The sequence below is a fragment of the Dermacoccus sp. PAMC28757 genome (assembly GCF_014302635.1).
Lineage (GTDB): Bacteria > Actinomycetota > Actinomycetes > Actinomycetales > Dermatophilaceae > Dermacoccus > Dermacoccus abyssi.
This window is the reverse complement of sequence record NZ_CP060292.1, coordinates 1,132,075-1,144,985: the sequence shown is the minus strand read 5'-3', so window position 1 is coordinate 1,144,985 and position 12,911 is coordinate 1,132,075. Positions and strand designations below refer to the sequence as shown.

The following is a 12,911-nucleotide window of genomic DNA, read 5'->3' as shown; positions in this document are numbered from 1 at the left end:
CTTGGCGGGCCTCAGCCCCGCTCGCCACCGACTTCCTCGTGCACGCGGCGCATGCCGTCACCGACGATGCTCAGTTGGTCGCCATCCATGGTGTCGACGAAGTATCGACGCACGCTCGCGACGTGAACGGGGGCTGCGAGCAGGAGGGCGTCGTAGCCGCCGTCGGTGAGGACGAGTTCGACCCCACGCGAATCGCTGGAACACAACTCCCGCGTCACCCACCCGCGTCGCTGCAGGCGCGTGGCGGTGTGCGTGATGCGGCTGCGGGACTGGACGACGAGGTCGGCGAGCGCCCCCATCCGCAGACGACGTCCCTCGGCCTCGGACAGCATCGAGAGGATCTCGTACTCGGCCAGCGACATGCCGTGGTCGAGGAGTTCGCGATCGAGCGCGAGGCTCAGCGCGCGCGATGCCCGCAGGTAGTGACGCCATGCCGTCTGCTCGTCCTCATCGAGCCAGCGCGTCTCTTTCGTCATCCTCCACCGTCCGTTTCGTGCTTCGCCACCGTCGCGCGCCCCTACCGTCCGGTGTCCGACCGGAGGGTTGATTCACGTTTCGTTCAGTGTCAACGCTTTCATGTGGACATCTTGTTTCCGTCCACGTTCCTTCAGTGTAGTTGAATGTTCAACTATCTGCGTGTATCGTCATTTCAGTACCGACCACACATCGCAACGGAAGGACCACAACCATGGTTTCCCTCAACGACATCGCTCCCGGCACCTGGAACATCGACGCCGACCACACGGAGATCGGCTTCGTCGCGCGCCACCTCGCCGTCACCAAGGTGAAGGGTCGCTTCACGGACGTCAGCGTCAACGCGGAGGCCGCCGAGGACCGCAAGAACTCGACGCTCGAGTTCACCGTGCAGACGGCATCGGTCCAGACCCGCAACGCCGACCGCGACGGTCACCTCAAGAGCGCTGACTTCTTCGACGTCGAGCAGTACCCGACGATGACGTTCAAGGCCACGAACATCGGCGACGACACCATCACGGGCGACCTGACGATCAAGGACGTGACGAAGCCCGTCACGTTCGACTACGAGTTCAACGGCATCTCCGACGACCCGTGGGGCGGCACCCGCGCCGGCTTCGAGGCCCAGGGCGAGATCAACCGCAAGGACTTCGGCCTCAGCTTCGACGCCGCAGCCCCCGGCGGCAACGCGCTCGTCTCCGACAAGATCAAGATCAACCTCGACCTCGAGTTCGCCAAGGCCTGATCACACCGGCCTTCACGAAGAGGCCGCGGCACCCGTTCGGGTACCGCGGCCTCTTCGTGAATCGCCCTTCGTCGCTCGCCCTTCATCGCGTGCCGTCGCGCCTCAGCCGAGAGGGCGGGAACCGCGAATGCGTTCGTAGATGAGGCTCGTCTCGGCGTGCACGACGCCGGGCAGCACCGCGAGGTGGTCGAGCACGATGTTGCGCAGGGCGTCGGGAGACTGCGTACAGACGTGGACAAGGAACTCGTTCTCCCCCGTCACGTGGAAGACCGCGAGGACGCCGGGCACATCGGCGACTGCGGCGCGGAAGCCGTCGATGTCGTCACGCGTGTGGCCCGTGAAGCGCAGCGCGATCATCGCCTCCAGCGGTAACTCGAGGGAGCCGAGATCGACGTCGGCGTGCACCCCGGCGATGACGCCTCGCTCACGCAGCACCCGAAGGCGACCGCTGCACGTCGACTCCGGAACGCCGACGCGCCGCGCCAATTCCGCGTTCGGCATCCGCCCGTCGTCGAGGAGCAGCTCGACGAGCCGACGATCGACGGCGTCAGGGCTCCACGCGGGGCCGAGCAACGGTCGTCGAACCTGCGAGTCACCCGCCGAACTCAACCGGGAATTCGTGCTTTCCACCTCAGACACACCTCTTTTCGGGGGATCGGCGGCCTCATTGCCATGATTCCGCGGACTCCACACACTATGTGATGTGAACCACATATCTTCGCTCATGACGAACGCCGTGCACGCCGGCCGGGAAGACCTCACGGCTCTCGGGGTGCACGTCGCAGGAATCGATCAGTCGACCACCTACCCCGTCACCGGCGTGACGCAGGGCGGTGACTCGTACGAGCAGATGGCAACCGGTGGTCGCCCGCGCCCCGGTGATTCGTACGTGTACCAGCGTCTGTGGAACCCGAACGTCGACCGCTTCGAGCGCGGGCTCGCCACGATGGAGGGCGCCGAGGAAGCCGTCGCGTTCTCGACCGGGATGGCAGCGATCAGCGCCGTCCTGCTCGCCTGCGTTGCGGCGGGCAAGCCTCACATCGTCGGTGCCCGCCCCCTCTACGGCGGCACGGACCACCTACTTGCCACCGGCCTGCTCGGCACCCGCGTGACGTTCACGACGCCCGATGCCGTGGCGGACGCGATCGAGGCAGACACGGGCCTCGTGCTCATCGAGTCGCCCGGCAACCCGACGATCGACCTCATCGACATGGCCGACGTGGCGCGCCAGGCGGGCGACGTGCCCGTCGCCGTCGACAACACGTTCGCCACTCCGGTGCTGCAGCAGCCGCTGGCGCTCGGCGCTGCGATCAGTCTGCACTCGGCGACGAAGTACATCGGCGGGCACGGCGACCTGCTCGGCGGTGTCGTCGCGATGAGCACGGAGTGGGCCACGCGGCTGCGTCAGGTGCGCGCCATCACGGGTGGCCTGCTCGCGCCGACGTCCGCCTACCAACTGCACCGCGGGCTGCAGACCCTGCCGGTCCGGGTGCTGCAGCAGCAGGCCAACGCGCGACCGGTCGCGGCTTTCCTTGCCGAGCACGACCTCGTGGAGTGGGCGCGCTACCCCGGGCTTCCCGGGGGCGACCCCGACGGCATCGCCGCACGGCAGATGGCAGGCCCGGGCGCGATGATGGCGTTCGCGGTCAAGGGCGGCTTCGACGCCGCTGCCGCCGTGGCGGAGCACGTGCGCCTCGTCGTCAATGCGGTGTCTCTGGGCGGCGTGGACACGCTCATCCAGCACCCGGCGGCACTGATGACCCACCGACCGGTCGCGTCCGAGGCGAAGCCCGGCGATGACGTCCTGCGCCTGTCGATCGGTCTCGAGAACCCGGACGACGTCATCGCCGACCTGCGTCAGGCCCTCGAAGGGGCCCGGGAGCTCTCCCCCGAGCCTGCGCGGGAGGAACCGAACCTGCGCGTCGCCGTCCGCGCCTAGCAACCACAAGGGGCGTTTTCTTCCCTTCTTGTGCGCAAGGGGTCTCTTGAGGCGCAAGAAGGGAAGAAAACACCCCCACTCGTGTCACGCCACCGGCGCGAGCTGGACGAAGTGCTGCCGCCATGCGGTGTTGGGTGCGACTTTCACACCCCGCTGAGTCAGCGCGTCCGCCACTCGAGCCAATGTCGATGCCGGATCCCGGAAGATCCCGACCGAAACCACCCGGATGACGATCCATCCTGCGGAGCGAAGCTCATCCTCGCGCACGATGTCAGCTTGCTTCTGTGCCTCACTCGCGTAGTGGTAGGAGCCGTCGTACTCCACGGCGATCTTGAGCTCGGGGTAGGCGAGATCGAATCGTCGTCGCCGCCCGGCCACGAAAGCCTCGTGTTGCACAACGGGCTCGGGCAAACCCGCGAGAACGAGAAGGAGGCGCGTCCGGCTCTCCGGTGGCGACTCAGCGCCTTCCCGCGCGCGGCGGGCGACCTCACGCAGCACTGCCGAATGCGGGCCTGCACCGTGCTTCCACACATCAATGGTTCGCCCGGCATCGACATCGTGACGGTTGAGCACCGCATCTGCGAGGACGACGAGATCAACGAGCCCCAGCGAGTCGGCGCATTCGGTGACGACGCCCGTCGGGTCGGAAACCGGCAAACGACCTACACCGGCGACAAACACCGATCTCGCCAGGCTTCCTGCTGGATGCCGATGAGCGATCGTGCCGACGAGCGTCTTGTTCGGCCTTCGCTCGTAGCTGAGATGGAGTCGGTCCGTCTCCGGGACGGGAAGGCCCCACAGCCGCGCGGCGGTGACGTGGGCGACGCGGGCGTCGGACTTGGTGACGCGCAGCGCCGCTCCACACCGCAGCCCGAGGGTGATCGGTGTCGTGGCGGTGACGTAGACATTGCGTCGGAGCGCGACGACAGCGTCACTGCGCAGATCGTTGATCGTCAGCCCGGCGGCACGAGCCTCGGCGGCGGTGAACAAGCATCCGTCCAGCGTGGCGACGGCAGCAGCTCGCCTGGAAAGCACACTCTCGTGGCGCCGGTTCGAGGTGACCATGCCCTCAGCCTGACGCGCGGAGCGGATCCGGCTCGAAAGTTATCCACAGGAACGAGGGGAGCATCCCGCACGAAAGACAGCGCCCACCACTATTCGGGAAGGTTTCTTCCCTTCTTGTGCGCAATCGAACCCCTTGCGCACAAGAAGGGAAGAAATCAGCCCGTCCTACGTCTAACGCCGCGCGTCAGAGGCCGCGGGCAAACTCCAGCGCGTAGTACGTCAGGACGATCGACGCGCCGGCGCGCTTGATGCTGGTGAGGGTCTCGCGGATCATGCGTTCGCGGTCGATCCAGCCGTTCGCGGCGGCCGCCTCGATCATCGCCATCTCGCCGGAGACCTGGTACGCCGCGACAGGCACCGTGGCGGCCTGGGCGACGTCGGAGAGCACGTCGAGGTACGGCAGAGCAGGCTTCACCATGAGCATGTCGGCGCCCTGCTCCTCGTCGAGCATCGCCTCGCGCAGCGACTCCGTGCGGTTGCGCGGGTCCTGCTGGTACGTCGCGCGGTCGCCCTGGAGCGAGCTCTGCACGGCCTCGCGGAACGGACCGTAAGCCGCCGACGCGTACTTCGCCGAGTACGCCATGACGGCGACGTCGTCGTGGCCGGAAAGGTCGAGCGCCGCACGGATGACGCCGATCTGGCCGTCCATCATGCCGCTCGGGCCGAGCACGTGAGCGCCCGCCTGAGCCTGAGCGACGGCCATCTGCGCGTAGATATCGAGCGTCGCGTCGTTGTCGACACGACCCTGCGCGTCGAGCACGCCGCAGTGACCGTGGTCGGTGAACTCGTCGAGGCACAGGTCGCCCATGACGAGCAGATCGTCGCCCACGGCGTCACGCACGGCGCGCAAGCCGACGTTGAGGATGCCGTCGGGGTCGATCGAACCCGAACCCTGGGCGTCCTTCGTCTCCGGAACACCGAAGAGCATGACGCCCGCAACGCCCGCGTCGCGCGCCTGCTTCGAGACCTCGACGAGCGAGTCGAGCGTGTGCTGCACGACGCCCGGCATCGAACTGATGGGCGTGTTCTCGGTCGCGTTCTCGCGCACGAACACCGGCAGGATGAGGTCGGACGGCGCCACGGACGTCTCGGCCACCATGTTGCGCATGACCGGTGACGTGCGCAGGCGGCGCGGACGGTGCGGCAGGTCGTACGTGCTCATCAGGCCTTCACCTTTCGACGGGCCGCCCCGCGACGCTCGCTGGGACGACGCACCTTCTCCCCCGCTTCCGCCGCAGCGGCGGCGAGGCACTGACCGTGAGCGGCGAGCGCATCGACGAGCGCAGCCGCAGAGGCCTCGGTCGCGAGGACGTCGACACGCAGACCGTGCTCCTCCGCCGTCTTCGCGGTGGCCGGGCCGATGCACGCGACGACGGTGGATGCGTGCGGCTTGCCGGCGATGCCGACGAGGTTGCGCACCGTCGAACTCGACGTGAAGCAGACGGCGTCGAACTTGCCGGACTTGATCGCCTCACGCACCTCGGGCGCCGGCGGCGCAGCGCGCACCGTGCGGTAGGCGGTGACGTCGTCGACCTCCCAGCCCATCTCCTCGAGGCCGGCGACGAGGGTCTCCGTCGCGATGTCGGCGCGCGGCAGGAAGACGCGGTTGATCGGGTCGAGTTGCTCGTCGTAGTCGGGCCACACCTCGAGCAGGCCCTTGGCCGACTGCTCGCCGCTCGGCATGAGGTCGGGCTCGATGCCCCACTCGCGCAGAGCGTCCGCCGTCACGCCACCGACGGCAGCGATCTTGAGGCCCGCGAAGGCACGCACGTCGAGACCGAACTCGGCGAACTTCTCACGCACGGCGCGCACGGCGTTGACCGACGTGAAGCCGACCCACTCGTAGCGGCCGGTGACGAGACCCTTGACGGCCTTCTCCATCTGCGCCGGCGTACGCGGCGGCTCGACGCTGATCGTCGGCACGATGGCGCTGCTCGCGCCGTACTCGGTGAGGCGGCGCGTCATGGAACCCGACTGCTCCTTGGTGCGCGGCACGAGAACCTTCCAGCCGAACAGCGGCTTGTTCTCCCACCACGACAGGGCGGTGCGGTGACCCACGGTCGAGCCGACGATGGCCATGACGGGCCCGTCGAACTCGGCGCGACGCAGTGCCGCGGGCACCTCGTCGAGCGTCAGCGTCGTCGTCTCCTGGGTGATCGTCGTGCCGTTCTGCGTCAGCGCGACCGGCGTGTTGCCACGGCGGCCGGCAGCGCGCAGTTCGACGAGCGAGTCGCGCAGCAGGTCGGCCTGGCCGAGGACGACGACGGTGGTGCAGGCGTCGATTGAACGCGCCCAGTCGACCTTCGGGTCGCCGGCGGTGACGACGTGGATGTTGCGGGCCTTGCTGTCGGTGAGCGGCACACCCGCGTAGGCGGGAACCGCGGAGACGGCCGAGACGCCCGGAACGATCTCGAACTCGATGCCGGCCTTCGCGCAGGCGCCGGCCTCCTCGGCCAGGCCGTGGAAGGTGGCCGGGTCGCCGTCCATGAGGCGCACGACGAGGGCGCGCCCGTCGTCGTGGCCCTCCGTCGCAGCCTTGGCGGCCTTGACGAGAAGCTTCGCGCGGCTGGCGTTGGTCAACTCGGTGCCGGCCTCGCCGTACCCGCCGTCGACGAACTCCACACCGTCGCTCACGAGGGATGCGACGAACTGCTCACGGCACAGCTGATCGAGGACGACGACGTCCGCCTCGGCGAGAAGCTGCGCCGCGCGCATCGTGAGCAGGCCGGGATCGCCGGGCCCGGCGCCGACGAACGCGACTCGGGTGGCCGACTTGGCCTGCTTGGCTGCGGTGCTCACTTGGATCGCTCCGATTCGGTGGTGGTTTCGACGCGCGGCGTCTGCTGCCGCGGTTCGCGTGGGGGGATGACGGCGGCCGCGCCGTCGTCGAGCAGGGTGCGGGCGAGACGCTCGCCGATGCCCTGCGGATCGTCGTAGGGGCCGACTTCGCTGCGGCGCAGCTCGAGGGAGCCGTCCGTGGCGCCGACGAAGGCGCGCAGCGAGATCTCGAGGGTGCCGTCGGGCTCCTCGACGATCTCGGCGAGGGCACCGACAGGTGCGGCACAGCCGGCCTCCAGGGCTTCGAGCACGGCTCGCTCGGCCGTGACGGCTGCGCGGGTGTCGGCGTCGTCGAGCTCGGCGAGCACGGCACGCGTGACCTCGTCGTCCTCGCGGCACTCGAGCGCGAGGGCGCCCTGGCCGGGGGCCGGCAACATCTGCAGCGGGTCGATGGTCTCGCTCGCCTCGTCGGTGCGGCCCACGCGGGCCAGGCCGGCGCGAGCGAGGACGACGGCGTCCATCTCACCCTTGGTCACGAAGCCCATGCGGGTGTCGATGTTGCCGCGGATGTCACGGATTTCCAGTCCGAGGCCGAGGGCCTGCAGCTGGGCCGCACGTCGCGGCGATCCGGTTCCGACGACGGCACCCGCCGGCAGTTCACCGAGCGTCAGGCCGTCGCGGGCGACGAGGATGTCACGCGGGTCTTCACGCGTCGGGATACCGGCGACGACGAGGCCGGGCTCGGGTGCGACGGGCAGATCCTTGAGGGAGTGCACGGCCATGTCGACCTCGCCCGAGAGCAGTGCCTGACGCAGTGCGGCGGCGAAGACGCCCGTGCCACCCATCTGGGCCAGCGGGGCCAGGTTGATGTCGCCCTCGGTCGTGACCTCGACGAGCTCGACCTCGTGGCCGTGAGCGCGCAGGGCGTCCGCGACGTGGGTCGACTGGGTCACCGCGAGGTGGCTACGCCGCGTTCCGAGTCGGATCGGGCGCTCGTGGCGGGGGGCACTCATGGCAGCTCCGGGGGAACGGACACGACGCGCGTCTGCGCCGGGTCGAGGTCGAAAAGCGTGGAAAGAACTGCCGCGTAGTCGCTTTCGCCGACGTTTCCGCCCTGGCCGGCAAGCTCTTTGATGCGCACTGTGGGCGTGTGGAGCAGCTTCTCCACGACGCGGTGCACCGTGAGCTGCACCTGGGCGCGGGTGGTCTCGTCGAGGTCGGGTACGCGGGTCTCGAGGCGGCTCAGCTCGGCGCTTACGATCTCCGCGGCGTTCGCGCGCAGCGCCGCCACCGTGGGGGCGACGCGCTCGGCGCGACGGGCGACGACGAAGTCGGCCACCTCGCTCGTCACGAGGTCCTGGACCGCCTTGATCTCGGCCTCCGCGCCGGGCTGGCCCTCGACCTGCGGGCCGAGATCCTCGAATCCGAGCACGGCCACCCCGCGAACGGCCGCGACCTCGTCGGCGATGTCACGCGGCAGGGCGAGGTCGATGTAAACCTGAGGGCGGCCGTCAGGGTTGGCGCGGGCGGCCATCGTCGCGTCGATGACGTGACCGACGGCGCCCGTACACGACACGACGAGGTCGGCGGAGGCGAGGGCCGCGTCGAGCTCCTCGATGGGGCGCGCGTCGCACCCAGCGGCGTCCGCAAGACGACGAGCCGCGTCGTACGTGCGGTTGACGACGGTGACGGAGCCGAGGCCGTGGCGCACGAGCGTGTGCGTGGCGAGCGAACTCATCGCGCCGGCACCGACGACGACGGCGTGCACCCGCGTGAGGTCACCGAGCATGTTGCCCGACAGTTCGAGTGCCCGCTCGACGAGCGAGCGGCTGACGGAGTCGATGCCGGTCTCGGAGTGCACGCGCTTGCCGACGCGCAGCGCCTGCTGCACCAGGCGGCTCATGACGGGGCCGATACGGCCTGATTCCTGACCTTCGCGCAGGCTGTCGCGCATCTGGCCGAGGATCTGGCTCTCTCCGACGGCGAGCGAGTCGAGGCCGGCCGCGACGTTGAACAGGTGCGCGACGGCACGCTCGTCGAAGTGGACGTAGAGGTAGTCGCGCAGGTCGGCCATCGGCATGCCGGTGACGTCGGCGAGGGCGTCGCCGAGTTCGGTGACGGCACCGTGGAACGTCGTGGCGTCGGCGTAGACCTCGACGCGGTTGCACGTCGACAGCACGACGGGCTCGGTGAGGTTCTCGCCCTTGCCGAGGCGCTCGAGCAGATCGGCCTGGCCCTCGGCGTTGAGGGAGGCCTTCTCGAGCACGGCGAGCGGGGCCGAGCGGTGGGAAAGCCCCAGAACAATGACGCTCAAACCATGAGCTCCTTCATCTCGCGATCCCCCTGTGGCCCTCGCGCGTTCTGTTCACGAAACGCGAGGATCTGAAGTTCGGTTGCCATGTCGACGCCGCGCACCTGCACGTCGGAGGGCACGGTGAGCACCGCCGGCGCGAAGTTGAGGATGCTGCGTACCCCCGCGGCGATGAGGCGGTCGGCGACCTGCTGAGCGGACGGCGCCGGCGTCGCGATGACGCCGATGACGCCTTCGTCCACCTGCGGTACGAGCGCGTCGAAGTGGACGACCTTCTGGCCGCCAACGACGGAACCGACGACGCGCGGGTCGTCGTCGATGAGCCACTTGATCTCGAAACCCTTGACGCCGATGCCGCCGTACGTGGCGAGCGCGCGGCCGAGGTTTCCCATACCGACGATGGCGACGGCCCACTGCCGCTCGAGGCCGAGGGCTCCGGTGATGTGACCGGCGAGGGTGGCGACGTCGTACCCGACGCCGCGCACGCCGTAGGAGCCGAGCGCGGAAAGGTCCTTGCGCAGTTTCGCGGAGGAGACTCCGGACTGCTCGGCGAGCGTCTCGGAGGAGATGGTGGTGTGGCCGTCGGTGGCCACCTCGCGCAGCACCCGGAGGTACACCGGTAGGCGGTTCACAGTCGCGTCCGGGATATCCCGGCGCGCTGCGGCCTGCTCGGTGCTCACGGCGGCGCTACCTTTCGTCGGCGTCTGCGCCTCTCGGCGCGTATACCAAACGTCTGCAGAAGGCTCTGCAGGACCCCCCGAGCTTAGGACTTAGTGCAACCGTTCACAAAGTCGACCGGACCCCCTTTAGGGCGGAATGGCGCCCCAAACGTGGCACCGAACTGGACAAGGGACCTTCGTCCCTATGCGCCCCTCGGCGGCGCGGACAGTGCCTTGCGGAGCCGGTTCTCATCGACGCGCCAGTAGTCGTGCTGGCGTCCGTCGACCAGCGTGACGGGGATTTGCTCGGCATAGCGGGCGACCAGCTCGGGATCGTCGAGCATGTTGAGCTCCTCCCACTCGACGCCCTCCTCACGAGCCACGCGCTCGATGACGGCGCGGGCGTCGTCGCAGAGGTGGCATCCGGGCTTGCCGATCAATGTAATTCTTCTCACAGCTACCTCCTGGTCACCGCTCGTCCATGTGCCGCCGACGTCCACGGCACACGCTGTTCGGGCGAGGCGCGGGGCATTCCTATCGCCTCGACGATACGCAAGGGCCCCTGCACGCCACGAGTGCGTGAGGGGCCCGAGTGCTCGAAGTGATCAGGTCACTTCTTGTTGCGACGCTGGTGACGCGTCTTGCGAAGCAGCTTGCGGTGCTTCTTCTTGGCCATGCGCTTGCGGCGCTTCTTGATGACGGAGCCCATGAGTGAACCGTTCCTTACCTTGTGTCCTTGGCGATGCCCGGGCCGACATTCGCCGATGAATACCAGCGGCGCCACGAGGACGCCCGGCCACGGGAATATCTGCACCATCCTATCGTCAGGCGATTTGTCGCGCGAAATCGCCATGCTCCCTTGCCCCGTCTTCCGACTCGGCGACCTCGCAGGCTCGGTCGCCGAGTTCGGTGCGACAGGGCTGCGGGGCGTCCGCTTCCAGCGTGGTTACGTCACCGAAAAGGGCTGCGGCTTTCGCAGCGGATCACCGCTCACTACCCGCGATGTTGCCTCAGATTCGCGGGACCGTTGCCCACTCCCCCGCTCAACATCGGATCAGGGGAGCCGCTACGCGGCTAGTCGAACCAGACGTCCAGTCCGTGGAGCGGGAACACGGCTTCGCGGGTGGCCATGACGGCTTGGTCGACGGTGGATTCGGGGTGCATTCCGGAAGCCCAGGACTGGAACCAGACGTCGTCCTTCTCGGCGACGCCGTCACCCATGCGGATGGGCGCGGTGCGGCCGGTGATCTCCTCGACATGGGCGCGCCACTCCGCGGGCGTCTCGGTTTCGAGAGAGATGGGCCGGTCGGCGGCGATGGCCGTGAGGTGCGTCCAGGAGCGCGGCACGACGTCGACGAGTTCGTAGCCGCCGCCACCGAGGGCGACCCAGCGTCCGTCACACACGTCGTGCGCGAGTTCGTGCAGCGAGCGGTGCGCCATCTTCTGCGCATCGACGGTGAGCACCATGTGCGCGAGGGGATCGGAGTAGTGCGAGTCGCAGCCGTGCTGCGTGACCATGAACTGCGGTTTGAACGCGGTGACGACGGGGTGGACGACGGCGTGCAGGGCGCGCAGCCAGTCGGAGTCGCCGGTACCGGGCGGCAGGGAGATGTTGACGGCGCTGCCTTCGGCGTCGGGGCCGCCGATGTCGCGGGCGAAGCCGGTGCCCGGGAAGAGAACGGTGCCCGACTCGTGGATCGAGATCGTGAGCACCCGCGGGTCGTTCCAGAAGACCTTCTCGACGCCGTCACCGTGGTGAACGTCGATGTCGACGTAGGCGACCCGCTCGACGCCCTGGTCGAGCAGCCACTGGATGCCGACCGCAGCGTCGTTGTAGATGCAGAAACCGCTCGCCTTGTCGGGCATGGCGTGGTGCAGGCCCCCGGTGAAGTTGACCGCGTGGCGCGCCTCGCCTGAATGGACGGCCTGCACGGCTTGCAGCGTGCCGGCGGCGATCAGCGCGGACACGTCGTGCATGCCCGCGAACGCCGGGTCGTCCTCGGTACCGATACCGAAGTTTTGATCGGCCGACACCGGGTTCTGCGACGCCGCACGCACCGCGTCGAGGTACTCACGCGAGTGAACGGTCTCGAGGAAGGCGTCAGACCCGTCGGGCAGCGACGGCGCTTCGATGCGAACGTGCTCGAAAACGCCGAGACCCTCTGCGAGCTTCGCCGTGAGGGCGAGACGCAGAGGGTTCATGGGGTGGCCCTCGCCGAAGTCGTACCCCACGAGCGCGGGGTCCCAGATGACGAGGGCCGTGTCGTCCATGTCGGTCAGTGACGGGAGTCGAGGACGGCGCTCGGAACGTGCTCCGGGTCCGTGGTGATCGGGTAGACGAAGGCGATCTCTTCGGTGGACTCGGTGTCGGGGGACGCCGGGTTCATCGGACGGCGGTAGTCGGTCGGCCGGAAACCGTGACCGGACGCGAAGGCCACACCGCGGGCGTTGTCGGTGCCGACCCAGTACAGAACGGCTCCGAGGTTGTCCTTGCGAGCCTGCTCGAGGAGCGCCTCGAGGAGGTTGACGGCCACGCCGGTGCCGCGCTGCGAGGGAGCGACCCACAGGCCGAAGAGCTCGCCGTAGGGCTGGTCGACCTCGTCGTTGCTGTGGGTGCGCAGCGAGACGATGCCCACGCGCTCGCCGGCCTCGTTCTCGGCGAGAAGGCGACGCGAACGGCGCATACGCGAGCGCCACTCGTCCTCGTCGATCTGCTTCTCACCCGACGCCGTGGCCGCAAACGCCTCAGGGGATTCGTTCAGCGCGCTGAGGCGAACGTCGCGATAGGTCTCCCACTCGTCTTCACCGAGGGTACGTACAGTCAACGCAGTCATGGCCATATCGAATCACGTTTGAACGTCGCTTGGCCTCTTGAAGCGCCTTCCGCATCACATCGCGGGCACACAGTTCGCCGGGCGACAACTGGGAATCGGCTGAAGG

14 protein-coding genes are annotated in these 12,911 nt (G+C 68.5%); 2 read left to right on the top strand and 12 right to left on the bottom strand.

All coding sequences use genetic code 11. The features are described 5' to 3' along the window. Positions 1 to 11: 11 nt before the first annotated feature. Positions 12 to 476 (bottom strand): MarR family winged helix-turn-helix transcriptional regulator, encoded by a 465-nt coding sequence (locus tag H7F30_RS05555; RefSeq protein WP_187037287.1) that lies wholly within the window; start codon positions 474 to 476, stop codon positions 12 to 14. Positions 477 to 688: 212 nt separating this feature from the next. On the opposite strand from H7F30_RS05555, the gene H7F30_RS05550 reads away from it, so the two are divergent. Next, positions 689 to 1,219: a YceI family protein gene (locus H7F30_RS05550; RefSeq protein WP_187037286.1), complete on the top strand. Its 531-nt coding sequence runs from the start codon at positions 689 to 691 to the stop codon at positions 1,217 to 1,219. Positions 1,220 to 1,321: 102 nt separating this feature from the next. Here H7F30_RS05550 and H7F30_RS05545 read toward each other — a convergent pair whose 3' ends face one another. Then, the gene (locus H7F30_RS05545) at positions 1,322 to 1,849 is read right to left on the bottom strand and encodes an Lrp/AsnC family transcriptional regulator (RefSeq protein WP_255464967.1); all 528 of its coding nucleotides are present in this window, start codon (positions 1,847 to 1,849) and stop codon (positions 1,322 to 1,324) included. Between the two features lie 94 nt (positions 1,850 to 1,943). Here H7F30_RS05545 and H7F30_RS05540 point away from each other — a divergent pair, with 94 nt between their 5' ends. After that, positions 1,944 to 3,158, top strand: a complete 1,215-nt coding sequence (locus H7F30_RS05540; RefSeq protein ID WP_187037870.1) for a PLP-dependent aspartate aminotransferase family protein — start codon at positions 1,944 to 1,946, stop codon at positions 3,156 to 3,158. An 84-nt stretch (positions 3,159 to 3,242) separates the two neighbouring features. Here the strand turns inward: H7F30_RS05540 and H7F30_RS05535 are convergent, their stop codons facing one another. The 10 genes from H7F30_RS05535 to H7F30_RS05490 form a co-directional block, all read right to left on the bottom strand. Further along, entirely contained in the window at positions 3,243 to 4,223 is a 981-nt protein-coding gene (locus H7F30_RS05535) for an endonuclease domain-containing protein (RefSeq protein WP_187037284.1), read from the bottom strand. A 184-nt stretch (positions 4,224 to 4,407) separates the two neighbouring features. Further along, on the bottom strand, positions 4,408 to 5,385 hold the full coding sequence (gene hemB / locus H7F30_RS05530; protein WP_187037282.1) for a porphobilinogen synthase: 978 nt from the start codon (positions 5,383 to 5,385) through the stop codon (positions 4,408 to 4,410). Beyond that, complete coding sequence (locus tag H7F30_RS05525) at positions 5,385 to 6,938, bottom strand: uroporphyrinogen-III synthase (protein WP_231579606.1); 1,554 nt, start codon at positions 6,936 to 6,938, stop codon at positions 5,385 to 5,387. Before H7F30_RS05525 ends, hemB begins: the two co-directional genes overlap by 1 nt. Positions 6,939 to 7,018: 80 nt before the next feature. Beyond that, on the bottom strand, positions 7,019 to 8,014 hold the full coding sequence (gene hemC, locus H7F30_RS05520) for a hydroxymethylbilane synthase (protein ID WP_129665007.1): 996 nt from the start codon (positions 8,012 to 8,014) through the stop codon (positions 7,019 to 7,021). Further along, positions 8,011 to 9,315: a glutamyl-tRNA reductase gene (locus H7F30_RS05515; protein WP_187037280.1), complete on the bottom strand. Its 1,305-nt coding sequence runs from the start codon at positions 9,313 to 9,315 to the stop codon at positions 8,011 to 8,013. Before H7F30_RS05515 ends, hemC begins: the two co-directional genes overlap by 4 nt. After that, positions 9,312 to 9,992, bottom strand: a complete 681-nt coding sequence (locus H7F30_RS05510; protein WP_047312437.1) for a redox-sensing transcriptional repressor Rex — start codon at positions 9,990 to 9,992, stop codon at positions 9,312 to 9,314. The genes H7F30_RS05515 and H7F30_RS05510 overlap by 4 nt, the downstream gene beginning before the upstream one ends. A 182-nt stretch (positions 9,993 to 10,174) precedes the next feature. After that, positions 10,175 to 10,417, bottom strand: coding sequence for a glutaredoxin family protein (locus tag H7F30_RS05505; protein WP_369798813.1), 243 nt, complete (start codon positions 10,415 to 10,417; stop codon positions 10,175 to 10,177). A 164-nt stretch (positions 10,418 to 10,581) separates the two neighbouring features. Further along, positions 10,582 to 10,680, bottom strand: coding sequence for a 30S ribosomal protein bS22 (locus H7F30_RS05500; RefSeq protein ID WP_003792170.1), 99 nt, complete (start codon positions 10,678 to 10,680; stop codon positions 10,582 to 10,584). Between the two features lie 365 nt (positions 10,681 to 11,045). Then, entirely contained in the window at positions 11,046 to 12,242 is a 1,197-nt protein-coding gene (locus tag H7F30_RS05495; RefSeq protein ID WP_187037278.1) for an acetoin utilization protein AcuC, read from the bottom strand. Between the two features lie 5 nt (positions 12,243 to 12,247). Continuing rightward, entirely contained in the window at positions 12,248 to 12,805 is a 558-nt protein-coding gene (locus tag H7F30_RS05490) for an N-acetyltransferase (protein WP_047312616.1), read from the bottom strand. Positions 12,806 to 12,911: the final 106 nt, after the last annotated feature.

Bases quoted from the DNA above. Each gene is read 5' to 3' on its own strand.
- H7F30_RS05555 (WP_187037287.1), bottom strand. From the start codon at position 476: ATGACGAAAGAGACGCGCTGGCTCGATGAGGACGAGCAGACGGCATGG.
- H7F30_RS05550 (WP_187037286.1), top strand. From the start codon at position 689: ATGGTTTCCCTCAACGACATCGCTCCCGGCACCTGGAACATCGACGCC.
- H7F30_RS05540 (WP_187037870.1), top strand. From the start codon at position 1,944: ATGACGAACGCCGTGCACGCCGGCCGGGAAGACCTCACGGCTCTCGGG.
- H7F30_RS05535 (WP_187037284.1), bottom strand. From the start codon at position 4,223: ATGGTCACCTCGAACCGGCGCCACGAGAGTGTGCTTTCCAGGCGAGCT.
- hemB (WP_187037282.1), bottom strand. From the start codon at position 5,385: ATGAGCACGTACGACCTGCCGCACCGTCCGCGCCGCCTGCGCACGTCA.
- H7F30_RS05525 (WP_231579606.1), bottom strand. From the start codon at position 6,938: ATGCGCGCGGCGCAGCTTCTCGCCGAGGCGGACGTCGTCGTCCTCGAT.
- hemC (WP_129665007.1), bottom strand. From the start codon at position 8,014: ATGAGTGCCCCCCGCCACGAGCGCCCGATCCGACTCGGAACGCGGCGT.
- H7F30_RS05500 (WP_003792170.1), bottom strand. From the start codon at position 10,680: ATGGGCTCCGTCATCAAGAAGCGCCGCAAGCGCATGGCCAAGAAGAAG.
- H7F30_RS05495 (WP_187037278.1), bottom strand. From the start codon at position 12,242: ATGGACGACACGGCCCTCGTCATCTGGGACCCCGCGCTCGTGGGGTAC.
- H7F30_RS05490 (WP_047312616.1), bottom strand. From the start codon at position 12,805: ATGACTGCGTTGACTGTACGTACCCTCGGTGAAGACGAGTGGGAGACC.